Source organism: Streptomyces sp. NRRL S-350 (assembly GCF_000719705.1).
Lineage (GTDB): Bacteria > Actinomycetota > Actinomycetes > Streptomycetales > Streptomycetaceae > Kitasatospora.
Window position 1 is genome coordinate 29,662 of the sequence record NZ_JOHO01000045.1, and the last position, 24,786, is coordinate 54,447.

Annotated in this window: 22 protein-coding genes; 12 read left to right on the plus strand and 10 right to left on the minus strand. The window is 74.0% G+C overall.

Features of this window, described 5'->3' with window-relative positions; translation table 11 throughout:
• Window positions 1–162: 162 nt before the first annotated feature.
• Both IF30_RS0129460 and IF30_RS0129465 read left to right on the plus strand, forming a co-directional pair.
• A complete protein-coding gene (locus tag IF30_RS0129460) occupies window positions 163–1,479 on the plus strand; it encodes a sensor histidine kinase (protein WP_030244100.1) in 1,317 nt (438 codons plus the stop codon).
• A complete protein-coding gene (locus IF30_RS0129465; protein WP_030244102.1) occupies window positions 1,470–2,117 on the plus strand; it encodes a response regulator transcription factor in 648 nt (215 codons plus the stop codon). Before IF30_RS0129460 ends, IF30_RS0129465 begins: the two co-directional genes overlap by 10 nt.
• A 4-nt stretch (window positions 2,118–2,121) precedes the next feature.
• Here IF30_RS0129465 and IF30_RS0129470 read toward each other — a convergent pair whose 3' ends face one another.
• Window positions 2,122–3,168, minus strand: coding sequence for a hypothetical protein (locus tag IF30_RS0129470; RefSeq protein WP_030244104.1), 1,047 nt, complete (start codon window positions 3,166–3,168; stop codon window positions 2,122–2,124).
• A gap of 403 nt (window positions 3,169–3,571) precedes the next feature.
• Between IF30_RS0129470 and IF30_RS0129475 the strand changes: the two genes are divergently transcribed.
• The 7 genes from IF30_RS0129475 (at window position 3,572) to IF30_RS0129510 (ending at window position 10,185) form a co-directional block, all read left to right on the plus strand.
• On the plus strand, window positions 3,572–4,771 hold the full coding sequence (locus IF30_RS0129475; protein ID WP_030244106.1) for a peptidoglycan-binding protein: 1,200 nt from the start codon (window positions 3,572–3,574) through the stop codon (window positions 4,769–4,771).
• A 193-nt stretch (window positions 4,772–4,964) separates the two neighbouring features.
• Window positions 4,965–5,570 carry a DUF2269 domain-containing protein gene (locus IF30_RS0129480; protein WP_234322888.1) on the plus strand — a complete coding sequence of 202 codons (606 nt, stop codon included), beginning with the start codon at window positions 4,965–4,967 and terminating at the stop codon, window positions 5,568–5,570.
• Window positions 5,571–5,685: 115 nt separating this feature from the next.
• Window positions 5,686–6,699, plus strand: coding sequence for an LLM class flavin-dependent oxidoreductase (locus IF30_RS0129485; protein ID WP_030244109.1), 1,014 nt, complete (start codon window positions 5,686–5,688; stop codon window positions 6,697–6,699).
• A 766-nt stretch (window positions 6,700–7,465) separates the two neighbouring features.
• Complete coding sequence (locus IF30_RS0129490; RefSeq protein WP_030244111.1) at window positions 7,466–7,849, plus strand: hypothetical protein; 384 nt, start codon at window positions 7,466–7,468, stop codon at window positions 7,847–7,849.
• Window positions 7,850–8,024: 175 nt separating this feature from the next.
• Window positions 8,025–9,137, plus strand: coding sequence for a hypothetical protein (locus IF30_RS0129495; RefSeq protein WP_063752831.1), 1,113 nt, complete (start codon window positions 8,025–8,027; stop codon window positions 9,135–9,137).
• An 82-nt stretch (window positions 9,138–9,219) separates the two neighbouring features.
• Window positions 9,220–9,615: a roadblock/LC7 domain-containing protein gene (locus IF30_RS0129500; protein ID WP_324605661.1), complete on the plus strand. Its 396-nt coding sequence runs from the start codon at window positions 9,220–9,222 to the stop codon at window positions 9,613–9,615.
• 195 nt (window positions 9,616–9,810) lie between these two features.
• Window positions 9,811–10,185, plus strand: coding sequence for a hypothetical protein (locus tag IF30_RS0129510; protein WP_030244116.1), 375 nt, complete (start codon window positions 9,811–9,813; stop codon window positions 10,183–10,185).
• A gap of 131 nt (window positions 10,186–10,316) precedes the next feature.
• Here the strand turns inward: IF30_RS0129510 and IF30_RS0129515 are convergent, their stop codons facing one another.
• The 6 genes from IF30_RS0129515 to IF30_RS0129540 form a co-directional block, all read right to left on the minus strand.
• Window positions 10,317–10,742: a DUF6188 family protein gene (locus IF30_RS0129515; protein WP_030244118.1), complete on the minus strand. Its 426-nt coding sequence runs from the start codon at window positions 10,740–10,742 to the stop codon at window positions 10,317–10,319.
• A gap of 195 nt (window positions 10,743–10,937) precedes the next feature.
• On the minus strand, window positions 10,938–12,125 hold the full coding sequence (locus IF30_RS45715; RefSeq protein ID WP_158835561.1) for an NUDIX hydrolase: 1,188 nt from the start codon (window positions 12,123–12,125) through the stop codon (window positions 10,938–10,940).
• Window positions 12,126–12,325: 200 nt separating this feature from the next.
• Window positions 12,326–13,210: an SGNH/GDSL hydrolase family protein gene (locus tag IF30_RS0129525; protein ID WP_324605662.1), complete on the minus strand. Its 885-nt coding sequence runs from the start codon at window positions 13,208–13,210 to the stop codon at window positions 12,326–12,328.
• Window positions 13,185–14,381 (minus strand): glycosyltransferase, encoded by a 1,197-nt coding sequence (locus tag IF30_RS0129530; RefSeq protein ID WP_063752833.1) that lies wholly within the window; start codon window positions 14,379–14,381, stop codon window positions 13,185–13,187. The genes IF30_RS0129525 and IF30_RS0129530 overlap by 26 nt, the downstream gene beginning before the upstream one ends.
• The gene (locus IF30_RS0129535) at window positions 14,378–15,772 is read right to left on the minus strand and encodes a glycosyltransferase family 4 protein (protein WP_030244125.1); all 1,395 of its coding nucleotides are present in this window, start codon (window positions 15,770–15,772) and stop codon (window positions 14,378–14,380) included. Before IF30_RS0129535 ends, IF30_RS0129530 begins: the two co-directional genes overlap by 4 nt.
• A gap of 117 nt (window positions 15,773–15,889) precedes the next feature.
• Complete coding sequence (locus tag IF30_RS0129540; RefSeq protein WP_030244126.1) at window positions 15,890–16,078, minus strand: YegP family protein; 189 nt, start codon at window positions 16,076–16,078, stop codon at window positions 15,890–15,892.
• Between the two features lie 333 nt (window positions 16,079–16,411).
• Between IF30_RS0129540 and IF30_RS0129545 the strand changes: the two genes are divergently transcribed.
• Entirely contained in the window at window positions 16,412–17,176 is a 765-nt protein-coding gene (locus tag IF30_RS0129545) for a maleylpyruvate isomerase family mycothiol-dependent enzyme (RefSeq protein WP_030244127.1), read from the plus strand.
• Between the two features lie 96 nt (window positions 17,177–17,272).
• Here IF30_RS0129545 and IF30_RS0129550 read toward each other — a convergent pair whose 3' ends face one another.
• Window positions 17,273–18,655 carry an amino acid permease gene (locus tag IF30_RS0129550; RefSeq protein ID WP_030244129.1) on the minus strand — a complete coding sequence of 461 codons (1,383 nt, stop codon included), beginning with the start codon at window positions 18,653–18,655 and terminating at the stop codon, window positions 17,273–17,275.
• Window positions 18,656–19,201: 546 nt separating this feature from the next.
• On the opposite strand from IF30_RS0129550, the gene IF30_RS44025 reads away from it, so the two are divergent.
• Window positions 19,202–19,417 carry a hypothetical protein gene (locus IF30_RS44025; RefSeq protein WP_030244131.1) on the plus strand — a complete coding sequence of 72 codons (216 nt, stop codon included), beginning with the start codon at window positions 19,202–19,204 and terminating at the stop codon, window positions 19,415–19,417.
• A 135-nt stretch (window positions 19,418–19,552) separates the two neighbouring features.
• On the opposite strand, the gene IF30_RS0129560 is transcribed toward IF30_RS44025, so the two are convergent.
• The gene (locus IF30_RS0129560) at window positions 19,553–21,715 is read right to left on the minus strand and encodes an MMPL family transporter (RefSeq protein WP_051711485.1); all 2,163 of its coding nucleotides are present in this window, start codon (window positions 21,713–21,715) and stop codon (window positions 19,553–19,555) included.
• Window positions 21,716–21,933: 218 nt separating this feature from the next.
• Window positions 21,934–22,875, minus strand: coding sequence for a deoxyribonuclease IV (locus tag IF30_RS0129565; RefSeq protein ID WP_037901575.1), 942 nt, complete (start codon window positions 22,873–22,875; stop codon window positions 21,934–21,936).
• 219 nt (window positions 22,876–23,094) lie between these two features.
• Between IF30_RS0129565 and IF30_RS0129570 the strand changes: the two genes are divergently transcribed.
• Window positions 23,095–24,498 (plus strand): cytochrome P450 family protein, encoded by a 1,404-nt coding sequence (locus IF30_RS0129570; protein WP_030244136.1) that lies wholly within the window; start codon window positions 23,095–23,097, stop codon window positions 24,496–24,498.
• Window positions 24,499–24,786: the final 288 nt, after the last annotated feature.

Consider the following 24,786-nt stretch of genomic DNA (forward strand, 5'->3'; position numbering starts at 1 on the left):
CAGGGCGGGGCCGGGCGCACAGCGGGGCGGGTCGGGGTGCCCACAGGGGTGGGCCGGGGCGCACGGAAGGGTGGGGCCGGCCACACTCCCGCGCCGATCAGGGCTGCGGTGGGCTCCGGGTGGTGCAGAGTGGGGCGTCGAACGGAGGGGGAGGGCCGGGGAATGACGAGACAGGCGGCTTCGTGGGGTGCCCGCGTCGGCGTGGGGTTCGTCCGGGCGTGCGCGGTCGCCGGGGTCACCCTGCTGATCCCGGCGGTGTGGGCGGGCGCGGTGGCGCTGGGCATCCGGTGGGGGCCGGCCAACCCGTGGTCCTGGCTGCTGCCGGTGGTGCTGGTCGGTACGGGCACGCTCGCCCTCGCCCGTCCCGTCTGCCGGGCCGTCCGCGTGCTGGTCGCACGATGGACCGGCACCGTGGTCCCCGCCGGCTACCGGCAGGCCGGGCCGGTCGTCCGGATGTCCACCGGCTACTGGTGGAACGGCCACTCCTACGAGCGCAGCCGCCGGGACGCCGAGTTGGACCAGCGATGGCGCACCTGGTGGACCGACCCGGCCACCTGGCGCGACCTGCGGTTCACCGCGGTCGTCCCGCTGACGGCCGGCCTGGTCGCGGCCGTCCCGGCCGCCGGGGCCGGCGCCGCGCTCCTCGGGCTGGCCCGGCCCGAGCCGTCCGTCCGGCTGGCCGGGGCGCTCGCCGCAGTCACGGCCGTCGCCTGCGCCCCGTACGCCTGGCGGCTGCTGGAGCCGGTGGCGGTCCGCTTCCTCGGCCCCTCCGCCGCGATGCTGCTGGCCGAGCGGGTCGTCGAGCTGACGGCCCAGCGGGCCGACGTGACCGTCACCCAGGCCGCCGAGATCCGCCGGATCGAGCAGGACCTGCACGACGGGGCGCAGGCGGGCCTGGTCGCGCTCGGTCTCTCGCTGGCGACCGCCGAGAAACTGATGGAGAGCGACCCGCAGCGGGCCCGGGCGCTGATGCGGGCGGCACGGGCCGGTGCCGCGAGCTCGCTCGCCGAACTGCGCGACCTGGTACGGGGCATCAACCCGCCGCTGTTGAACGAGCGCGGTCTGGTCGACGCCGTCCGCGCGCTCGCCCTGAACAGCCCGCTGGACGTGACGGTCACCGCCGACCGGCCGATCCGGCTGGAACCGCCCATCGAGTCCGCCGTGTACTTCGGCATCGCCGAACTGCTCACCAACGCGACCAAGCACGCCCGGGCGACGACCGTCCGGATCGCTCTCGCCCACAGCGAGACCGGCATCGTCGTGGAGGTCGAGGACGACGGCCGGGGCGGCGCAGTGGCGGGCGGCGCGGTGGCGGGCGGTACGGGGGCGGGTGCCGAGGCGGCGGGCAGCCCGGGGACGGGCGGTGCGGGCGGGCTCGCGGGCCTGCGCCGCCGGCTCGCCGTGTTCGACGGGCGCCTGGAGATCACCAGCCCCGAGGGTGGCCCGACCTGTGCGACGATGGTCGTGCCATGCGAATAGTCGTAGCCGAGGACCTCTACCTGCTCCGGGACGGAATGGTCCACCTCCTGGAAGCCTACGGACACCAGGTCGTCGCGACGGCCGGCACCGGGCCCGAGGCCCTCGAAGCGCTGCTGACCCACCGTCCGGACGTCGCCGTCGTCGACGTCCGCATGCCGCCGACCCAGTCGGACGAGGGGCTGCGGGCCGCCCTCGCCGCGCGCCGCGAGGTGCCCGGACTGCCGGTGCTGATCCTCTCCCAGCACGTGGAACAGTTGTACGCCCGCGAGCTGCTGGCCGACGGTGCGGGCGGCATCGGCTACTTCCTCAAGGAGAGCGTGTTCGACGGCGACCAGTTCGTCGACGCCCTGGAACGCGTGGCGAAGGGGGGCACCGCCATGGACCCGGCCGTCATCGCCGCGCTGGTGTCCTCCGCCCCCTCGAACCGGCGGCTCGACCGGCTCACCGAACGCGAGTCCGAGGTGCTCGCCCTGATGGCGGAGGGGCTGTCCAACCAGGCCATCGCGCAACGGCTGTTCCTCAGCGACAGCGCGATCAGCAAGTACACCACCTCGATGTTCGGCAAGCTGGGCCTCACCGACGACCAGAACGGCAACCGGCGGGTGCTTGCGGTCCTCGCCTACCTCGACAAGCCCTGACCCGTCAGCCGGCCGCGGTGCGCGCGGCGGCGTCCGGGGTGCGGCCGTCCTGCGCCTGCCGGGCGCGGTCGGCGAGCAGCCGGGCGAACACGGTGAGCGCCGGTGCGGCGACGGCGGCGCCGGGCCCCGCGTCGTGCACCAGGAGCAGCACGCCGCCGACCCGGACCAGCGCCACCGCCGCCGACGATCCACGGGTCCGGACGGCGCTCTGGTCGCCGATCGGGGGCAGGGACACCGCCCCCGGATCCTCGCCGGCAGTGCGGTCCAGCGTGGTGTCGAAGGCCCGGGCGGCCGCTTCGGGCGAGGCGAAGGTCACCACGGTGAACTCCACGGTCTGGATGTCCGACTCGCCGAACCTCACCGTGGCGTAGGCGAGTTGCTGATCACAGGAGTCCGGCAGCAGACACGGCACCCCGCCGCCGGAACCCGATCCGGACTCCGGCCCGCTCTGCACCTGCCACCCGGCCGGCATCGCCCGCGCGTCGGGCAGCACCCCCCGCACCAGCTCCGGATCGCGCAGCGGCAGCGCGGCGTGCGCCAGGCCGGGGCCGCCCGGCCTCATCAGCGGACGCGAGCCCAGGTGGACGCCGACGGCCACCAAAGCGGCGATCAGGACCAGGGCGAGCGCCACCACGATCCCGACGCTGCCCCGGCGGGCCGCGAGGGCCCGCGCCCGGGCGTCCACCGGGCCGACCCGCAGCTGGACGGTCGTCGGGCCCGCCGGCGGCGGTTCGGCACCGGTGCTGCGCAACTGGACGGTGCTCGGCCCGGTCCGCAGGTGCACGGTCGGCGGACCAGCCGGCCGACCGAGCCCCGTGGTGGCCAGGTACTGCGCGAACGCCACGTCGGAGGCGAGCAGTTGGGTGACGGCCGCGGTCAACTGCTCCCGGGCCCGGACGTCCTTCGGACTCCTCTCCGCCTCCGCCAGCGCCCGCGCCCCCTCCGGCACCATCCGCAACCGCGCCCGCACCACGTCCGCCACCGCCTGGTGCGGCCCGCCCACCAGCAGCGCCTCCACCACGTCGGGCACCATCCCCCGGCCGTCCCCCATGGCAACTCCCCCCGCCGCACGAGTCGTTGCACCCACCATCCCCGACCGGCGACCACTTCGTACCCCCGCCGAAACGGAACGGAGACGCAACTGCAACCACTCCCGGACCAACCCGCCACCCGTGGGGCAGGTGGGATCACGCCGGGCGGGCCACAGCCGCGGGCGGCACCCGGGGGCCACACCCGGCGGGGAACCGGTCCGGCGGGGAACCGGTCCTGCGGGGGTGCCGGTTCGCACGTGCGGACGAGGTGCCCCTCTGGGATTCGAACTCCCGGGCGGGTAGAGGCGGTTCGCCGCGGTTGTCAGCGGTTCACCACGGCTTGTCGCGCCCTCGGGGTCAATCCGGGACACGGACCTGCCGATACCGGAAGTGATGCCCTCACGCCGTTCGGAGGAGATCGCAATGCCCGACCTGTGGCTTCCCGGTGCCGAGGTCCACGACCTCGGCGACCACGCGCCGACCGACCAGCAGTACCCGCCGAAGGCCATCGCCCACATCACCTGGGACCGCAACGCCACCGCCGCCGCGCCCCAGGACTGGTGCCCCTACGAGGACCTGGTGAACTACTTCACCGGAAGCGGCGCCGGCGACGCGCCGCACCTGATCTGGGACCCGTTCAGCGGCCGCGCGGCCCAGCTGTTCCCGGCCGACTCCCGCTCGAAGAGCCTGCTCAGCCCGACCCAGAGCCCGACCCGCACCAACCGGGCCGGGCGGGTGGTGATCCAGATCGAGGCGGTGTTCTTCCCCTACTGCCGCTACCAGGGCCGGGTCTACCCCCGGCTGGTCGACACCCCGTGCGCGGGCTGGGGCCGGATCCACGCCTGGATCTCCTCCTGGGGCGTGCCCGACGAGTGGCCGATGGGCCGGCCGTCCGACTTCTCCGGCCACCGCGACGAACAGACGTGGGAGACCCGCGGCGGCTGGTACGCGCACGCCCACGTGCCGTTCAACGACCACACCGACCCCGGCTCCTGGCCCGACTTCGCGTCCACCTCCGGCACCGGCGACCCGCCGCCCTCGCAGCAGCACCCGGCACCCCCGGGGGGCTCGACGCCGGCCCGCTACCAGGTCAGCATCAACGGCCTGCCGTACGGCTACGGCGCCCACGGCTACCAGGTGACGACGGTCGGGCGGGCGCTCGTCTCGCACGGCTTCGGCTCCCACTACCGCTCCGGCCCGGGTCCGGACTGGACGGACGCGGACACCGAGAACTACGCGGACTACCAGGCGAGCCTCGGCTACTCCGGGCAGGCGGCGGACGGCGTACCCGGCGAGAGCTCGCTGAACCGGCTGCTCGGCTACCTGCCCGCCCAGCGGACGGTGTCGGTCGCCCACGTCGTCGCGGCCGCCCGCACCGACCCCGGAGCCGAGCAGGGGCACCGGACGTACGGGGCCGAGGCGGCGATCGTGGAGCAGGCACTGGTGGACGAGGGGCTGCTCGACCAGCACTGGGTGGACGGCTCGTTCGGCAGCCGGACGGTCGCCGCGTACGCGGCCTGGCAGCGGCGCTGCGGCTACGAGGGCGGCGCGGCGGACGGTATCCCCGGGCCGGACTCGCTGCACCGGCTGGGCGCGGCGCAGGGCTTCGCGGTGACCGACTGAGGCCGGGGCGGAGCTGACCCTCCTCCTGGGGGAGGAGCGGAGGCGAGGCCGGGCGGGGTCGCGTACGCGCTCGGGTGGGGCCGTGTACTCGCTCGGGAGTAGTCAGGGTTACTTCCGCTGCCAGATGCCGGATGAGACGAGGGCGGGAGAGTCTGGGGCCGTTCTGATGGCCCCGGACTCGAAGGAGGTACCCGTGAGCTCGTCCCCCCGAGCCGTCGTGACACCCAGGGCGGGCCGTGACGGCAAGCGGCGATCGGCGGATCGCCGCCTGCCGCCGCGGGCGCGCAAGGCCCTTGTCGTGCTGCACGTCGTCGCGTCGGTGAGCTGGCTGGCGCTGATGCTCTGCCTGCTCACCCTGGCGGTGACGGCACTGACGACCGGGGACGCCGACCGGCTGCGCACCGCCTACCGGGCCATGGCCATGCTCGGTGACGTGCTGGTGGTGCCGCTGAGCCTGCTCACCCTCCTGAGCGGGGTGGTGCTCGGGCTCGGCACGTCCTGGGGCCTGTTCCGGTACTACTGGGTGAACACCAAGTTCTGGCTGACACTCGGGGCGATGGCGGCCTCGATCTTCGCCCTCACCGCCCGGCTGCACGACGCGGTGCGCGCGGTGGACGCCCATCCGACGGGCCCAATCACGCCGGCGGATCTCGGCTTCGTCCGCTACAACGCGGCCATCGTCCCGGCGATTGCGTTGTCGCTCTACCTGTTCGCCGTCATCCTGTCCGTGTACAAGCCCTGGGGCCGACGTCGGGCGGCGGGCGCGCGCCGGGGCCGAATAGCGGAGGCGGGTTCCTGAGCCGCCGGCCGCCCGTGCTCGGGTTCACGCCGGTGGCCGGTGGCCGGTGGCCAGCGGCCCGGGCCGGGCCGGGGCCGGGGAATGCCCGTGTGGAAGGCGGGCGTTCTCCTCCGACGTGACCAGCGCTGCACCCGCGACGAAACTCTCCGTTCTCGACCGTTCCCGCACCAGGCGGGGCGAGGAGCCAGCCCGGGCCCTGCGGGACACGGTGGCCTTCGCCCGCGAGGCCGAGCGGCTGGGGTACCACCGGTTCTGGGTCTCCGAGCACCACGGGGTGCCCGGGGTGGCCGGCTCGGCGCCCACGGTGCTCGCCGCGGCAGTGGCGGCTGCCACCACCCGGATCCGGGTCGGCACCGGCGGGGTGATGCTTCCCAACCACCAACCCCTGGTGGTGGCCGAACAGTTCGGGGTGCTCGCTGCGCTGTTTCCCGGACGGATCGACATGGGGCTCGGGCGTTCCGTCGGGTTCACCGACGGTGTCCGGCGGGCCCTGGGGCGGGAGAAGGACGCCGTTGAGGACTTCGGCGCCCGGTTGGCCGAACTCCTCGGCTACTTCGACGGCTCGCAACAGGTGCACAGGGGCGTCCACGCTCGCCCGGCCGAGGGCCTGCACGTCCCGGCCTTCGTCCTGGCCACCGGCGGGGGCGCAGACCTGGCCGCCGACGCCGGTCTGCCCCTGGTGATCGCCGCCGCGCGCGGCGAGGACCGGATGCTGGCGGCCATCGACCGCTACCGCACCCGGTTCCGCCCCTCCGCCCAGGCCGCCGAGCCGTACGTCGTGGTCTCGGGCACGGTCGCGGTCGCCGAGACCGCTGAGCGGGCCCGAGAACTGCTCGTCCCGGAGGCCTGGTCCGGCGCGTACTCCCGCACCCACGGCGAATTCCCACCGCTGGCCCCGGCCGCAGAGATTCGGGCCCGGACGATGACGGAACGGGAGCGGGCCGCCTACGAGCAGTCGCTCAAGGGGCACATCGCCGGCACCCCGGAACAGGCCGCCGCCGAACTGGGCGCCCTGGTGGAGCGCAGCGGCGCGGACGAGTTCCTGGTCAGTACCAGCACCTACGACCGCACCGCCCTGCTCGACTCCTACCGGCTCCTCGCCGAGGCGGTAGGCCAGAGCCGGTCCTGACCTGACCCTGACCTGCCCCGTCGTGTCCCGATCGCCGCCCTGGCACGATTTCTCGGCAGGCGTGATGACCTGCTATTGTTCTTCTCGTCGAGGGGAAATGATCTTCCGAAGCGAAGATCCCTTGAGCAGGCGTCAGCGGTGCTACCAGAGCACGCCCTACTTTCAGTAGGGAGAGTCCGTGCAACCCGGGCCTGGCGCTCCACCCGAAGGGGCTCGTTCCGTCCAGCGGAACGGGCCCCTTCGTCATGCCCGCCGACGGCCATGAGCTCTTCTCATGTCTCGCGCCATGAGCACCTCTCATGGGCTATCTCATGAGCGCCTCTCATGTGCGCGGCCCATGAACACCTCTCATGGGCTACCGCATGAGCACCTCTTATGTGCCCGGCCCATGAGCACCACTCATGCGCTGATGCCATGAGTGCCGCTCATCTCCGGGTCCCGCCCGCCTCTCGTAAGCGTGTCCCTTTATCGCACTTCTGGACTCGAAACCCTCCCGCGCAGCCTGCTATCAGCCAAGGTCCTGTACCAGGTGGCCGGTGAGCGCCGCCCCCGAACGATTTTCCGGCCAGGGGGTTTGCGTGCCCGGCAGGGCTGACCCTTCGTCACACCTTGGCTGGAACTGGCTGTTGCCGGTGTGAATATGCCACTGGAACGGTCGGTATCTGGAATCCGGCAGTAGCCTTCCGTGTCGGACCTGCCACTGCTGGTGGCGACCCGGCCGGTGCCGCGCAGCGCCCGGCCGCCCAGACCCCGCGAAGGAGCCGGTGTGCCGGGTATCGACGAATGCCTCTCCGGAGCGATGGCGATCGCCGGCGCCCGCTCCGCGAGCCTGGTCGACTGGAGCAGCGGCCTCGCCCTCGGCAGCCTCGGGAGCAGCCCGACCGGCGAGCACGAGACCTCCGCCGCCGAGGCAACCGACCTGGTGCGGGCCGCTGTCGAGAGCCAGACCTTCACGGTGGCGGAGGACCGGCGATCCCCGTTGGAGGACATCATCGTCACTGCGGGCCGCAGCTACCACCTGATCCGTTTCATCGACACCGTCTTCGACAACCGGCTGGTCCTCCACCTCTGGCTGGACCGTACCGAGGGCAACCTCGCTGCAGCCCGCTTCCGGCTGCAGGCGCTGGCGGAGGAGTTGGTACTGGGGTGAACCCGATGCCCGTGACATCCGACCCGTTCACGCCGACCGTCGTATTCCAGCCGCCGCCCCGCCCCTCAGCGGTCCCGGGTGCCCGGGGCGCCGGATCCTCGCCCCGCACCTCGAACGCCCCCAGGATCGTTCGCACCTCGAACGCCCCCGGGGCCGTCTCGCGGCGGTGGCCCGCATGACCGCTGCTCCCAGCACCGCACCGCCCCCGGCGGAATGCGCCGCGCCGAGGTCGCCGGGCGAAGCCCTCGCCCTGCTCGCCGCCCGGCGTGCCACCGGCGCCCTACACGGCCCGGTCGGCAGCCTCTACCTCGTGGACGGCCAGGTGGCCGGCGCCGAGTCCTCCCGCACACCCGGCCTGGCCGAACTCCTCACCGGCAGCGGTCGGATCACCCCCGAGGTCTGGGCGGAGCTCGTCCGTGTCCACGGCCCGCGGGGCAGGGTCGCCGACGTACTGGTCGAACGGCAGCTGCTCGCCCGAGGAGAGCTCGAACTCGGCCACCTGGGAACGCTTTTCGACGCCGCCTTCTTCGTCCTTGCCGACCCGCCCGGCGGCCTCTGGCGGTTCGAGCCCGACGTCCGGCACTGGCTGGGGCCGGTTGCGACGGTCGACCCGGACCGGCTCCGCCGCGAGGTCGAACGCCGACGCCGACTCCTCGACCGGATCTGGCCCTGGGCGCAGCTCGACACCGCGCCCGTCCGCCCGGTCCAGCACAGCCGTCGGCCGTCCCACCGCCCGGCCGGACGACGGCGCTGCGAACTGCTCGACCACGCCGACGGTCGAAGAACCCCGGCGGACCTGGCCCGCCTGCTCGGCCGCTCCGGCTTCGGGGTCGCCGCGGACATCCGCCGTCTGGCCGCCGCCGGACTGCTCGATGCCCCGGGGCCGGTCGCCCCGTCGCCTGCCACCCCGCCGTCCGTCGCCCTGCCGTCCGTCGCCCCGTCGCTCGCCACACCGTCGCCCGCCACCACGTCGGTCGCCGCCCAGCCGGCTGCCACCCGGCCGGCCGCTGCCCCGCCCGATGTGCAGCCGGTCGTCGGGGCGTCGACCGCCGAAGCTCCGCAGGCGTTCGCCCGTGCCGCCGACCACGGGAGGCCGCCCGGCGGCCTGCACCGCCGGATCCCCGGCGCCACCCTGCGAGGCGCCGGGGAGGCGGACGCCGCAGGCCCGGCCTACGCGCGGCCCGTTCCCGTCCCGCCCACCCCGGCAGCGGCCCACCCGCTGACCGTCCCCGACCCGGACATCGCGCTGCTGACCCGGGTCCGAGACCTTCTGGAGGCCCGACTTTGACCCACTCCCCGCCCGCGACCCCGTCGTCCCGGCCATGAGGCGGGCGCTCAAGCAGCGTGTCGGAAGGAGACAACTGATCGCCTTGGAGACCGAGCTGCTCGCCGAACTCCGTGCCGTCAAGCACCGCGTCCCGCATCTGGCGGGCGGCCTGGTGGCGAGCGTGGACGGCCTGTTGGTCGCGCACGACACCCATGGGGCGGAGCCGTCCGCTCTGGCCGCGATGACGGCGGCGTCGCTCTCCCTGGCCCAGCGGCTCGCCGACACCACCGGCCAGGGCGAGTTCCGGGAGTCGCTGGTGCGCGGCGAACACGGCTACGTCGCCACCTACGCGGCCGGCGGCAGCTGCGTGCTGACCCTGCTGGCGCACCCGGACGTCAACGTGGGCCGCCTGCACCTGGAGGCACGTCGTAGCGCCCAGCGCATCGTCGGGCTGCTCAACGACACCCTCCTGCCCAAGGACCCGCGCGAGGCAGGCTGACATCCGCGCGACCCCGGCCGACCCGGGCCACGCACAGCCCCACGACCGCGACGACACCGGCAACCGACCACCCGGCGACCGACCACCCGGCAACCGACCACCCCGACCACCTCGACGATCACGACGACCCGACCACCCGACCACCCGACCACCTCGACGACCCGACCACCAGATCACCGAACGGGAGTTACCCAGATGACCGACGCACCCGGCGCGCTCAAGCAGGCCATGACCAGTATCGAGGGCGCCCTCGGCGCCGCCCTGGTGGACTACAACAGCGGCATGGCGCTCGCGACCCTCGACGGCCCCGGCGGCCTGGACCTCAATGTGGCCGCAGCCGGCAACACCGACGTGGTCCGCGCCAAGATGCGGACCATGGACATGCTCGGCCTGCAGGACGGGATCGAGGACATCCTGATCACCCTGTCCAGCCAGTACCACCTGATCCGCCCGCTCACCGGCCGCACCGGCAAGGGCCTGTTCCTCTACCTCGCCCTGGACAAGGCGCGCGCCAACCTCGCCATGGCCCGCCACCAGCTCACCAGGATCGAGGCGGACCTGGAGGTCTGACGCCCACCCGGTCGGCGGACGAGTCCCGGCAGAAGAGTCCTCGGCACAGGAGTCCCCGACACAGGAGTCCCGGCGGACGAGTCCTCGGCACGGAGCCCGGCGGTGGCGCCCGCCCCGCCGGGCCCCTGCGGTCAGCCGGTGGCCGGCGCCGCGCGCCGCCCCGTCGTCGGTGCCGTCCACCGGACTTCGCCGCCCGGCAGCCCGGCGCACACCGCTCCCTCGGCGGTCAGTACGCTCCACGGCGCCAGTTGCGCGTGCGGCGGGACGGAGAGCGCGCCGCCCCCGGAGAAGCCCAGCTCCAGGCCGCCTGCCAGGGTGATCCGGGCGGCGTCGACGTTCCGCCCGACCAGTGCCGCCAGGCCCGGACTCGGTCGGAAGGTCAGCGCCGGGAAGAAGTGCTCGACCTCTTCCGGGGCGGCGAACGACGGTGCCGCGAAGCGGAATTCGTGTGCCACCCGGACGGTCAGTTGGCCGTCCAGCAGCAGGTCCAGCCGTCCACCGCCGCTGACCGACTCCACCCGACGGCCGGCCAGCACCTCCGTGATCGTGTTCTGCATACCCCCAGTCTGTCCCACCCGGCCCCCGGTCCATTCGCTGTTCCCACCACGGGTCCGAAACCCGTCTTCGCCCCGGGGAACGCAGCCGGGGAATTGCAGCCGGCGGGTGGAGCGGCGGCTGAAGAGCGAAGTCACCGTCGTCGGAGCCGAGGAAGCCGCCGGGGCCGGCCTCCCGTCGGTGACATCATGAGCCGGTCACTGTCCGGCCCGGCCGGTCGGTTGCCCGGCGGGCAAGCCGCGCACCAGTTCGGCCGGCCCGCCCGCCCCTGCCCGGGCGGCCAGCGCGGCGGCCGTACGGTTCCAGGACGGCTCGGTCAGCAGTGCTCGCGCGTCGGCCGGCGTGCAGTACCGCCACTCCGCCAACTCCTCCGCCGGCAGCACGATCGAGGGGCGCGAGCCACTCGTCACCGTGCCCCCGTCGTAGACGTACACCAGCACCGCGGTGTCCCGGCCGGTCGCCGGGTCCGCCTCCGGATCGGCTGCGGCCCCCGGCTGCCAGTCGAGCGCCAGGAGCGCCCCGGGCTCGACCTCCCACCCGAGCTCTTCGCGGACCTCCCGCCGGGCCGCCGCCCGGGGCGTCTCCCGGTCCGCCTCGACCCCGCCGCCCGGCAGCGTCCAGTACGGCACCTGCCCGCGGGGCCCGTCCCACGGCCGTAGCCGCACCAGCAGCACCCGCCCGTCCTCGTCGGTGAACAGCGCCCGCGCCTTCGCCCGGATCCGCGGCCGGGTGGCGTAGAAGGTGGCGCGGTCCATGGGTGGCGCCGGCTGCTGCCCGGTCTCCGGGGTCAGCCCGGGGGCGGCGGCCGGTCCCTGGTACTCGGGCGCGGGCGTGTCGGCGGGCAGCTCCCGCAGCGTGTGCCCGACCGGTCGGCTGTCCTCCAGCTCCAGCGGCCCGGCCGTGCGGGGTGCCCGCAGGCAGGCCGTCACCCGGCGCGACAGCCGGGGCGGCAACGCGTGGCCTGCCTGTTCGGCGGTCAGCCAGGTCCACCCGCCGACCTCCGCCGCGTCCGGGCGGAACGCCGCCGCCTGCTCCCGCGTCAACGGTTCGGCCCAGTACAGGTACGCGACGATCGGCGGGCTGTCGGGCAGGAGAGCCCAGTCCACGCAGGCCAGTTGCCCCAGTCGGGGAGTGAAGCCGAGTTCCTCGCCGATCTCCCGCAGCGCGGTCTCCCGCGGCGACCGGTCCGTGGGCTCCCAGCCGCCCCCGGGAATCGCCACGGGATGCTTCCGGTCGTACGGCAACCGCACCACCAGCACCCGGCCGTCCCGGTCCGGGAACAGCACCCCGGCCGCCGCCAGGATCCCCCGCCCGCCGCTCACGCCCGCACTCTCCACCCCTGCTCCCTCCACCACGGTCTCCCCGGCGACGACAGCCCGGGCCACCCCCATGGTTCCCGTCCGATCGGCGTCCGGACCGCCACCGCCGGGTGATCGAGCGGCATCCGTCCGGACCGCCACCGCCGGGTGATCGAGCGGCATCCGTCCGACTCGCTCCGTCCGACCCGCGTCTCCCGACCCGCTGCGGCCGACCCGCGTCTCCGACCCGCGTCTCCGACCCGCGTCTCCGTCTCCGCCCACCGCCCTCACCCCAGTGACGCCAGCGCGCCCGCCGCCGCCCGCGCCATTCGCTCGTCGTGCCGGTCACTCGCGCCGCGCAGGCGGGCGGCGCTCTCGGCTGCCGCCAGCGCGAGCAGTCCGGGCAGCAGGTCGGTGCTGCGTGCGGCGAGCCAGCGGGTGCCCTGGGTGGCCATCCACCACAGGTCGGCGGCCTTGCCCGGCGGGGCCTCGGCGGGTTCGGCGGCGGGGGGCGGGCCGAGTGGGTGTCCGGCGTCCGTCAGCAGTTCATGGAAGCGGCGGGCGATCAGGTGGTGGCCTTCGGCGCTGGGGTGCAGGCGGTCCACGCTGAGGAGCCGCCGTTGGGCCGGCCACGGGAGTTCGGCGAGGTGCAGGTGCACTGCCCGGTGGCGCGTGGTGAGTGCGTGCACCACGGTGTTGACGGCGTGCATGCGTCGGGCCAGCGGTCGGGCGAGTGGGGTCGGGAGTCGGAGGAGGGTGCCGGGGTCGGGTAGGCAGGCGGTGAGCAACACCGCGCCCTGGCTGGCGAGTTCGCCCAGTGTGGCGTCCAGTTCCCTCGTGGTGCGGCGGATGTCGAAGCCTGCCCGCAGGGTGTCGTTTCCGCCGGCGAGCACGGCGGCGAGTTGCGGCCGTGATGCCAGCGCGTGCGGTAGCTGATGGCGCGTCATGTCGGCTGTCAGTGCGCCGCTGTGCGCCAGATTGGTGAACTCGACCGCCCGACCGTCGGGTGCGAGTGAGCGTGCCAGGATGGCTGTCCAGCCTCGCCACCCTTCGCCGACCGGATCTCCGATTCCCTCGGTCAGTGAGTCGCCGAGTGCGACGAACCGCTCCAGCTGGGCTGCGGGATGCCGTCCTTCGGCCAGCGGGTCACGCCCGGTGTCGAGCATGCCCATCGCGGCCCCCTTCCTCCGCTTCGTCGTTGTGCACACCGTGTGCCGCCAGGAATGCCCTGACGGCCGCCGGCCAGCCGTACCGTTCGGCCTGTGTCCGCGCGGCAGCCCGCCGCTCGTCCTCCGGCCGGTCCAGCAACTCCCTTACGGTGAGGGCGAATCCGGTGCCGGTGTCGGGTGCAGACACCCCGGCGGCCCCGACCAGTCCGGGCAGTGCGGAGGAGCGGCTGACCACGACCGGGGTGCCGCAGGCCAGGGCTTCGAGTGCGGCGAGGCCGAAGGTCTCCACCGGTCCGGGTGCGAGCACCACGTCCGCGCAGCCCAGCAAGCGGGCCAGTTCCTCGCGTCCGCCCAGGTGTCCGAGGAAGCGCACCGGCAGCCCCATCGCGGCCGCCCGGGCGGCCAGCCGTTCCCGCAGCGGGCCCGTCCCGGCGACGACCAGGACGGCGGCCACTCGCTGCGCCCGCAGGGCCGCCAGCGCCTCGATCGCCCGCTCGGGCCGCTTCTCCGCGGAGAGCCGCGAGCAGAGCACCAGCAGTACGTCCGCCGGGGCGGCGTACTGGGCGCGTTCCGAGGTCCGTTCGGCCTGCGGCAGCGGTCGCATCGTCTCCAGGTCGACGCCGAGCGGGGCCCGGGTGAGGTTGGGCGTGCCGATCCGCCGGAACTCGGCCGCCGCCCAGTCGGTGGTGCAGAGCACCGAGTCGTAGGCCCGGGCGGTCGCCGTGTTGAGCCGGTCGGCGGCCGCGGTCGCCAACGGCCCGGGGACGCCCCAAGTGCGGAGGATCCCGGTGGCGCTCTCGTGCGAGACCATCAGCGAGGGCACGCCGTGTCGCCGCGCCCAGGCGCCGGTCCAGCGCAGCGTGGTGCGGTCGGACACCTCGAGCCGGTGGGGGGAGAGCCGGGTGAGTTCGGCGGTGACCGCCCGCCGGTCGGTGAGCAGGCGGTAGCCGCCGCCGGCCGGGAGCGCCGGACCCGGCAGGGTCACCACGAGGCCCTGTTCGGTCTCCTCCTCGGAGCGCCGTTCCCCGGGCACGATCAGCACTGGTCGGTGCCCGGCCGCCCGGTAGCCGGCGCCCAGGTGCCGCAGCGCTGTGCGCAGGCCGCCGGAGACGGCGGTGACGAAGTTGGCGAGCCGGACGATCGTCAGCGCCTCGCGGCGGGGAGCGGACGTCATGCCGGCAACTCCTCCGGCATCTCCTCCGGCAGTGAGTCCCGGGTTGACGGGCTCCCGGCCACCGGCTCCCCGGCCGCCACCGCTGCCGACGCCCCCGCCACCCCCGATGCCACGGGCTCCACCGCCGACACCGCCGATGGCCCCGCCACCCGCGATGCCACGGGCCCCACCGCCGCCACCGCCGATGGCGCCGTCCCCGCCGCGCCCCGGTGCTCGGCCAGCACCTCGGCATAGTGCCGCAGCAGCAGGTCCCCGACCGCCTCCCAGGTGCGTGCGGTCACTTCGGCCCGGCCGGCCTGCCCGTAGGCGGCCCGCCGCGCCGGATCGCCGGTCAGTTCGGCGACCGCCCGGGCGACTGCCGGGCCGTCCCGGGGCGGCACCAGCAGGCCGGTGCGGTGGTGTGCGACCAGGTCGAGCGGGCCGCCCGCCGCCGGGCCGATCACCGGAACGCCGCTGGCCATCGCCTCCTGGATGGTCTGGCAGAAGGTCTCCAGCGGGCCGGTGTGCACGAACAGGTCCAGCGTCGCGAAGCAGCGCGCCAGTTCCTCACCCGTCCGGCGGCCCAGGAACACCGCGCCGGGCATCGAGGCCTTCAGCCCCGGTGCGGAGGGCCCGTCCCCGATGATCACGACCCGGACGCCGGGCAGCACGGAGGCCGCCGCCAGCAGGTCGACCCGCTTCTCGGGGGCCAGCCGGCCGACGTACCCGACCAGGACCTCTCCGCCCGGCGCGAGCGCCCGGTGCAGCGCCTCGTCCCGGTGCCTGGGGTGGAACCGCACCGAGTCCACCCCGCGCGGCCACAGCTGCACCCGTGGCACGCCGTTTGCCGTCAGGTCCTGTACGGCCGGGGTGGACGGCGCGAGCGTGCGGGCGGCTGCCCGGTGGACGGCCCGGATCCGCCGCCAGGCGGCGGCCTCCCCGAGTCCTCGCCCGGCCCGGTAGGCGTGCGCGTATCCGGCGAGGTCCGTCTGGTAGACGGCGACGGCGGGCACACCGAGCCGGGCCGCGACCTGCATCCCGCGTGCGCCGAGCACGAACGGGCCGGCCAGGTGCACGATGTCCGGCCGGTGCCCGGCGACGGCGGCTGCCAGCTGTCGGCTGGGCAGGGCGATCCGCACCTGCGGGTATCCCGGCAGCGGCACCGACGGGATGCGCACCACCGGAATCTCGCCGGCCGTGGTACGTCCGAACGTCTCCGGCAGGTTCTCCGCGCCTCGCGCCGGCCGGCGGCGCGGAGAACCCGCCGGTGTGGAGACGCCCCGGGCCGGCGCGGGGGTGACGACAAGCGGCCGGTGGCCGCGGCGGACCAGATGCTCGGCCGTCCGCAGCACGCTGTGGGCGACTCCGTTGACCTCGGGCGGGAACGATTCCGTGACGATGACGACGCGCATGCCAGTGTTCTGTCCGGGTCCGGCATGCACCCGGCCAAAGGGATCTGTCGTACAAGCGAACGCGGGTCGGCGATTTGCACCACCGACCCGCGTTCCCTGCCTGTTGCCGTCCCGGCCTCACATGGACCCGGCGGCCTCCTTGAGTTCCGCGTACGGCGCGAGCCTGCGGATCGACTCGATGCTCCTCAGGCAGTCGTCCTTGCTCTCCTCCGGATCCCCGGTCACCACGACCGCCCCGTTGCTCGCCTTGAGCCGGAACCGGTGCATCCCGCTCTCGTCCGTATACAGCTCGAACCTACCCGCCATGACAGAAACAGCCTTCCGTTCGGATTGCCCCCTGGCACCGGACCGTAGGCTCAACGCCCCGGTGCCGCACGCCAGATGAGCCACCCGAGTGGAAACCTCAAACAGGTCTTCCGCCGACCTCTCGATGCTTCCGGGAAGCTGATGGCGATTTGCCGGAGACCTGGGGGCGATGGGGATCCGAGGCGGAAACCGATGGGGCGATCGACCGGTGTGTTGCGGTCGATCACCCCGTCGGCACAGCGTCGCCACCTGCGGCACCGCGCCTGAGCGGACATCTCATTCGGGGGCCTAAATCGAGTGCGAGAGTCGCGATCCGGGTGATACAAGGTCTGCGTGACTGAGTATCTCCACTTTCCCACCCTGCTGCGGATGATTGACGAGCGGTCCGCCGCGTTCCGCGACGCCGTCGCCGCGGCCCCCAGCCTCGACGCCGACGTCCCGTCCTGCCCGGGCTGGACGCTGTACGACCTGGCGAACCACCTCAGCGAGGGGGACCGCTTCTGGGCCCACATCGTGCGGAACACCGCGCCGGGCGACGAGCGGCCGAGCAAGGACGGGCTGGCGGCGCCCAGGGAGCGCGAGGCCCTCCTGACCTGGCTGAACGACTCGACGGAGCAGCTGCTCACCGCTTTGCGCGAGGCCGGCCCGGACCGGGGCTGCTGGGCCTGGTGGGAACCACTGGCCTCGCCGCACACGGTGGCCGCCGTGGCCCGCCGCCGAGTCCCGGAGTCGCTGATCCACACCTACGACGCCCAGCTGGCCTCCGGTGCCCCGCAGGAGCTGCCGACGACCGAGGCGGTCGACGCCATCGATGAGTTCCTCGCCACCGTCTGCACCGGCACGATCCCGTGGCCGGGCGAGCCCGCCACCATGGACTACCACGCAGCCGAGGCCGGCTGCTGGCGCCAGACGGTGGACGCCGCCGGTTCCCGCTTCACCCGCCTCACCGCGGCGGAGGCCGCTGAGAGCAAGCCCACCGCCGCCGTCTACGGCACGGCGAGCGAGATGGCCCTGCTCATGTACATGCGCATCCCGGCCGACTCGCTGCGGATGGAGGGCGATGCCGACCTGCTTCAGCAGCTGCAGAACTGGGGCTGAGAAGGCGTCTCATCGGAACGACTCCCACAACGTGGGGGACGTGCGAGTGTCGCTGGTGGCCTTGCGGGGGTGCGGGTGTTCACGGCCGTTCCGGGTTCAGTCGCGGCGGCGGCCCGCCATCCAGACGTAGACGAGGATCCCGGCGAAGAGGAACAGGACGCCCTGGTAGACGGCGCTGTAGCCGGCGCCGGCGAGGAGCCAGAGCGAGAATCCGAAGGCACCGAGCCCGAGGACGGCGTCGCGGACGAGCCGACCGTTGTCGACCTTGTCGGTGGCCCCGCGGACCAGCCAGTACAACTGGGCTGCGGTGGAGAGCAGGTACGGGACGGTGGCGGTGAAGGTGGTGACCAGCACCAGGGTGTCGAACGCGCCCTTCGCGCCACTGGCGAAGTTGAGGACGGTCAGCGCCGAGGCCAGGGCGACGCTCACCACCACGCCGAAGGTCGGCACACCGCGCCGCTCCTTGGTGAACGCGGCCGGGAAGAGGCCGTCCTTGGCGGCCGCGTACGGCGCCTGCGCGGCCAGCAGGGTCCAGCCGTTGAGGGCGCCTGCCATCGAGACGAGGGCGGCGACGGCGATCAGGGTGCCGCCCCAGGTGCCGCCGAACATGGCGTCCACGGCGTCCGAGAACGGCGCGGTGGAGTGGACCAGTTGCCCGTGCGCGACGGTACCGAAGACGGCGAGCGTGCCCAGCAGGTAGACGACCGCCGCGCCGGTGGTGCCGAGCACGCTGGCCCGCCCGACGTTGCGCTCCGGGTCGCGGACCTCGCCGGCGCTCATCGCCGCCGACTCCACGCCCAGGTAGCTGAACAGCAGGATCGCCGCGGCGGCGGTCATGCCGCCGGCCCAGCCCTGACCGTTCCCGTCGAAGGGGCCGAGGTTCTTCGGGTCGAAGAAGAACAGGCCGGCCGTCGAGACCACCAGCAGCGGGATGAACTTCAGTACGGTGGAGACGAGTTGGACCGCTCCGACGTACCGGGTGCCGGCCAGGTTCGCCAGCGCGGGCAGCCACTGGAAGGCCAGTGCGACGGTGATGCTGACCGCAGTGGAGTGGCCGACGGGCAGCAGCACGTCGAGGTAGCCGACGGCGGCCACGGCGAGCGCCGCGTTGCTGACCCAGGTGGTGATCCAGTACGACCAGGCGGACAGGAAGCCGGCGAAGTCCCCGAAGGCCTCGCGGGCGTAGACGTACGGCCCGCCGGTGCGCGGATTGCGTCGCGCCAACTGGCCGAAGACCAGCGCCAGCGCGATCGCGCCCACGGTGAGCACCGCGAAGGAGACCAGGCTGACCGTCCCGAACGGCGCCACCGCGGCCGGGATCATGAAGATTCCACCACCGATGATGTTGCCCATCACCAGGGCGGTGGCGGTCGCGAGCCCGAAGCGCGCGTTCTTCGAAGGGGTGGGGTCGGCCGGGCCCGGGATCTCCGGGCTGCTCGGTCGGGTCGCCTGCCGGGGTACGGCGGGGCTGCTGTGCATGAGGGTGGTGCGCCTTTCGTGGTCCTGCGTGGTCCTGCGTCGGCCTGCGTGCTCCTGGGTGGGTCTGCGTCGGCCGGCGTCCTGCGTGGTCCTGATCGCGCTCGGTGGAGCGACCGTTCATGCTCGGACCGCGCGGCACCTTGCACCAAATCGACAGGATTTGTTCAGTTCACCGGGCGCTCCGCCGCAAGACTTGCGGTGGGGCGCCCGCCGGGCAGGCACTCGTCCGGCGGGCGCCACCGGGCCGGGCCGCCCGCCTGGCGAGCGGCCCGGATCGCGCATGGATCGACCGGATTGCGCATGGGTCGACCGGATTCACGCAGAAGCCGACCGGATTCGTGCGATGTCGGTCTCGTTCGTCCAGTCGGGGGAGTTGCGTCACTCGGATGCCCCAGCCGGGTTGCGGCGCGCGCCCGGATGTGGGGATCCGTGTGCAAACGTTGGCGCGGCGCCTCCCCGGTGGGGCGCAGCCCAGCCCGTCAGGCGGCCGAACCGGCCGTTCGGGCAAGTGGGTTGAGGACCAGAGACGAACCAAAAGGACATCAGATGTCGCTTCGTGGGAAGATCCGCAAGCTCGCTGTGATCGTTGCCGTGGCCGGTGCCGTTGTGGCGGCCCCGACCTCGGCGATGGCGTGGGGCCACGCGCCGGTTCAGTCGTCCGGGCAGAGCCTGGAGTCCGGCTCCGCGGGCGTCGGCCTGTTCGGCCCGCACGCCAGCTGGTTCAACTTCGCCGAGCACAGCCAGGGCGACTGCGACTGCTGATCCTTCCGTCCCGCCCCGAGCCCGGAGGCCGCCCGTCGGCCCCCGGGCTCACCGCTGCCCGGACCGCGGGCTCGCCGCTGCCCGGACCCGCGGGCTCGCCGCTGCCAGACCCCCGGGCGCACCTGAGCCTCCGCTTCACGGCTGTCCGGGCGCGCTCGGTGGAGCCTCCGCGGTCCGACCGGGCGGAGCCTCCGCGACCCCACCGGGTGGGGACTGCCGGCCAGGCGGGGCCGACCGGCCGGTCCCGGAGAGTCGGCTGGGCCACCAGATGTGCCGGTCGAGGTCCATGGTCAGCGCGGTGACCAGCACCGAGCGGACCACCAGGGTGTCGAGCAGCACGCCCAGGGCCACCGCGAAGCCGATCTCGGCGAAGCCCACCAGGGGCAGGGTGCCGAGCACGGCGAAGGTGCCGGCCAGGATCAGACCGGCCGAGGTGATCACCCCACCGGTGGCCGACAGCCCGTTCAGCGCCCCCTGCCGGGTGCCGTGCTGCGCGGACTCCTCCCGCACCCGGGTCATCAGGAAGATGTTGTAGTCGATCCCCAGGGCGACCAGGAAGATGAAGACGAACAGCGGGAACGCGTTGTCCTGGCCCTGGAAGTGGAAGACGTTGGCGAAGAGGAACACGCTGATCCCGAGCGCCGCCGCGTACGAGAGCACCACGGTCGCGATCAGCACCAGCGGTGCGGTGACGGCCCGCAACAGGACGGCGAGGACCAGCAGCACCACGCCGAGGACCAACGGGATGATCGCCCGGTTGTCGTTCCCGGCGGCGCGCCCGGCGTCCAGCACCACGGCGGTGCCGCCGCCGACCTTGGCGTCGGCGTCCGGTACGGCGTGCACGGCGGTCCGTACCCGGTCGACGCTGTCCTTGGCGGCCTGGCTGTCCGGCGGGTCGGCGAGCGTGGCCTGGAACAGCGCGCGCCCGTCGTGGACGACCGGTGGCGTGGTGGCCGCCACCCCGGTCGCCGTCCGGGCGGCCTCCCGGACGCCGGGGGCGCCGGCGGCGGTGGAGACGATCGTGAGCGGCGCGCCCGTGCCGCCGGGGAAGTGCTGTTCCAGCACCTGCTGGCCGGCCACCGAGTCCGGTTTGCCGGTGAAGGTCCCGGCTGTCCCGAGTCCGTTGGCGTCGAGCGAGACCAGCCCGATGCAGCAGGCCGCGAGCGCCAGCGCCGTCCCGGTCCACACCTTGCGCGGCCGGCGACCGATCCAGGCCCCGATGTGCGCCCAGCGGCCGGTCCTGGTCGGTTCCGGAGTGCCGTACCCGGGCCGGACGGGCCAGAACACCCAGCGGCCGACGATGACCAGCAGCGCGGGCAGCAGGGTGAGCATGGCCAGCAGGGCGATCAGGATGCCGATCGCGCAGACCGGGCCCAGGCCGCGGGTGGAGTTCATCTCGGCGATCAGTAGGCAGAGCATGGACACGATGACGGTCGCCGAGGAGGCGAGGATGGCGGGCCCGGCCCGGTGCAGGGCGAAGGCCATCGCCTCGTGCCGGTCCTCGTGACGTCGTAGTTCCTCGCGGTAGCGGGCGGTGAGCAGCAGCGCGTAGTCCGTCCCCGCGCCGAGCACCAGGACGACCAGGATGCCGGCGCTCTGCGCGTTGACGGTCAGGCCCGCGTGCTTGGCGAACAGGTAGATGAACGCTTCGGAGACGGCCAGCGCGGCGGCCGCCGAGACCAGCGGCAGGAACCACAGCACCGGGCTGCGGTAGGTGAGCAGCAGCAGGATGATCACGACGCTGACGGTGGCGGCGAGCAGGGAGCTGTCGATGCCCGCGAAGGCCTCGGCCTGGTCGGCTCCTACTCCGGCCGGGCCGGTCACGTGGGTGGTCATGCCGTGGCTGTCGGCGGCGGCGGTGCTGCGCAACCGGTCGACGGCGGGCTTCAGGTCCTTCCAGCCGTTGCTGCCGATGTCGATCGGCACGATGATCTGCATCGCCTGGCCGTCCGCGGAGAGCACCGGGCCGACCACCGGACCGACGACGTGCGGTACCGCGGCGAAACCGACGGCCTCGCGGGAGGCCTCGGCCCGGTCGGCGGGGGTGATGCCGCCGCTCCGCTGGTACACCACCACGGCCTGGGCGGTGTCCACCGGTCGGAAGGCACGCTGCTCGTTCAGCACCCGGGTGGACTCGGCGTTGCCGGGCAGCCAACTGGAGGCCTGGTTGTTCTCGGCGCCCATGAGTTTGCCGGCCAGCGGCCCGACGGCGAGCAGGAGCACCAGCCACACGGCGAGCACCACCCACTTGCTGAGCCGTCCGCACGGCAGCGCGGCGAGTTTGCGGGTGAAGGACATGGCGGATCCCGTGGAAGGCCGGAGGCGGCGAAACTCGTTCCAGCCTGCCACCGGCCCTGTCATCCGGCAGCTCAGCGGCTGACGGCTGCCCCCGTCCGCAGCAGCGGATCCGCGCCGTCCTCCGCCCGTCCGGCGTCAGACCCGGTCCGGCGCCCGTTCGGCCTCAAGCCCGGACCGGCGCTCGTTCGGCCTCAGACCCGGACCGGGCCCAATCTGCGTCAGACCCGGACCGCCGCCCGCTCGCGCAGTTCCTTCAGCACCGCGATGTCCATCGCGTGCCCCGTGCCGTCCCCGCCGTGCTTGCGGTCCGGGGTCTCCACCAGCAGCGGTACGCCGGCCGTCTCGGGGTGTTCGAACAGCTCGCGGAACGGCTCGGCGCCGATCATCCCGGCGCCGATGTTGGCGTGCCGGTCCTTGCGGGCGCCGACGACGTCCTCCGAGTCGTTGGCGTGGATCAGCCGCAGCCGGCCCGGACCGGCGGCGGAGGCCAGGGCGTCCAGTGCGGCCGTCACCCCGCCGGGTTCTGCCAGGTCGTGCCCGGCGGCGAAGGCGTGGCACGTGTCGAGACAGATTCCCACCTTCGGGTGACCGTCCAGGGCCGCCACGTACTCGGCCAGCTCCTCCAGCCGTGAGCAGAGCGAGTTGCCCTGGCCCGCGGTCGGCTCGAGCAGCAGCCAGGGCGCGTCGTCGCCGAGTGCGTCGAGTTCGTCCAGCAGCGGCCGGACGTCCTCGCGGACCTGCGCCATCGCCTCGGCCCGGCGCGAGCCGCCGCCGGGCGCAGTGCCGACCGCCGAGCCGGTGTGCAGGACGACGCCGAGCGCGCCGATGGCGTGGCCGCGGCGCAGCGAGTGCCACAGCGAGGCGGCCGAGCGCTCGCGGGTGGCGGGGTTGTCCGAGCCGAAGTTGATCAGGTACGGGGCGTGCACCCAGGCCGGGATTCCCCGGTCGGCGCAGGCGGTGCGGAACTCCTCGTCCTGCGCCGGGTTGCCCGGGGGAGTGGCCCAGCCGCGCGGGTTGGCCACGAACACCTGGACCGTCTCGGCGCCGACCCGCCGCGCGTACGCCAGGCCCGTCCCGACCAGCCCCCGGGCGGCCACCGGGACGTGGGCGCCGATCGGGTTGCGGACGGTGGCGAGCGGTGGTTCGGGCACGGTGGTCATGAGCCCGAGGATGCCATGCGGCCGGCTCATGGCGGCGGGCGGGCCGTCGCGGGGCCGGTCGAGGGCCCAGAGGGAGCCTCGACGGAGCCCTGGCGGAGGCCCGACGAAACGATCCTCCGTACTCGATCGAGTGAATTCGGCGTGAAACCGCGGTCCGCCGCACCCGTCTCCGTCACGATCCGTAACCACGTGGACTCCGTGTCCCCTGAGGAGGCAGCCGTGACCACCGCCGACCCCTTCGAGACGGCCGATCCCTGCGAGACGGCCGATCCTGTGGAGACGGCCGACCCCGTCGACCTGCGCGCCGACCACCTGGTCCGCGACCCCTTCACCGCCTTCGCCGAGCTGCGCGAACGCGCCCCGCTGGCCCGTGCCACCATCCCCGGCGTGGACCCGTTCTGGATCGCCGTCCGGTACCAGGACGTCCGCACCGTGCTGTCCGACCCGCGCTTCGCCAACAGCGCGGACACCGTGGACACCGTGGACACCCCGCCCGTCGGGGACACCGACGACCCCGCGGCCGCCCCGGCGGACCGGACCGCCCCCGCCCCCGCCCACCGCACCGAGCAGGTCTGGCGCGCCCGCGGCATGCCGCCCGAGTGCGCGAAGTACCTGCGCGCCGGAGTCTTCGACGCGGACGGTGCCCGGCACCGGCGGATGCGCGGCCTGGTGCACCCCGCCTTCACGGCCGGTGCGGTGGAGCGCCTGCGCCCCCGGATCGAACGGCTCGCCGAGGAGCGTGCCCGGGCGCTGCCCGAGCACGCCGACGCGGACGGCGTGGTCGACCTGGTCGCCCACTTCGCCTACCCGCTGCCCGTCACGGTGATCTGCGAACTGCTCGGCATCCCGGAGCCCGACCGCCCGCAGTGGCGCCGCTGGAGCTCCTACCTCGGCCGGGGTGCCGGACCCGGCCTGGACGAGGCGCTGCGCGCCATGGTGGCCGCCGCCCGCGAGCTGATCGATCGCCGCCGTGCAGAGCCCGCCGAGGGACTGCTCTGCCAGCTGGCAGCCGCCGAGGGCGACACCCTCGATCCGGTCGAGACCGTCTCACTGATCCTCAACCTGATCGTGGCCGGTCACGAGACCACCGCCACCCTGATCGGCAACGGCACGGCCGCGCTGCTCGCCCACCCCGAACAGTTGGCGCTGGTCCGCGCCGACCCGGGCCTGCTGCCGGCCGCCGTCGACGAGCTGATGCGCTGGTGCGGGCCGACCATCGGCGGGGTGCCGCGCTACGCCACGGAGGACCTCACCCTGGCCGGCACCCTGATCCGCAAGGGCGAGGCGGTGGTGCCGATCCTCGCCGCCGCCAACCACGACCCGCGGGTCTACGCCGAGCCGGAGCGCCTGGACGTCCGCCGCGCCGGCGCACCGGAGCGCACCGGACGGCACGGCGGCCACCACGACGCGCACCTCGGTTTCGGCCACGGCGCCCACCGCTGCCTCGGCGCGGCCCTGGCCCACGAGGAGGCGGTGGTCGCCTTCGGCGCGCTCCTGCGGACCTACCCGCAACTGGCCCTCGCCGTCGGCCCCGAGGCCGTCGAGCGCGGCCCGAACCCGGCCGCCTGGCACCTCGCCGCCCTGCCCGTACGCCTCGGACCGCAGGCCCCCGCCGAGGGCTGAGCGGGGCACCGAACCCGCCCGCTATACCCGCACCGGACTGCCTCACCGTCCGTACCCGCGCCCCGCCTGCACCCGGACCCGAGCCCGCGCCCCGCCTGCACCCGGACCCGAGCCCGCGCCCCGCCTGCACCCGGACCCGAGCCCGCACCCCGTCCGCACCCGCACCCCATCTTCCCCCGCGCCCCGTCCCCCCCCGTGCCCCGTCCACCCCCCCGCGCCCGTCCGCACCCGCGGTCGGGCGCGTCGCCGTATCCGGCCGCCGCACGCCACGCCGGGTCGTCCCACGAC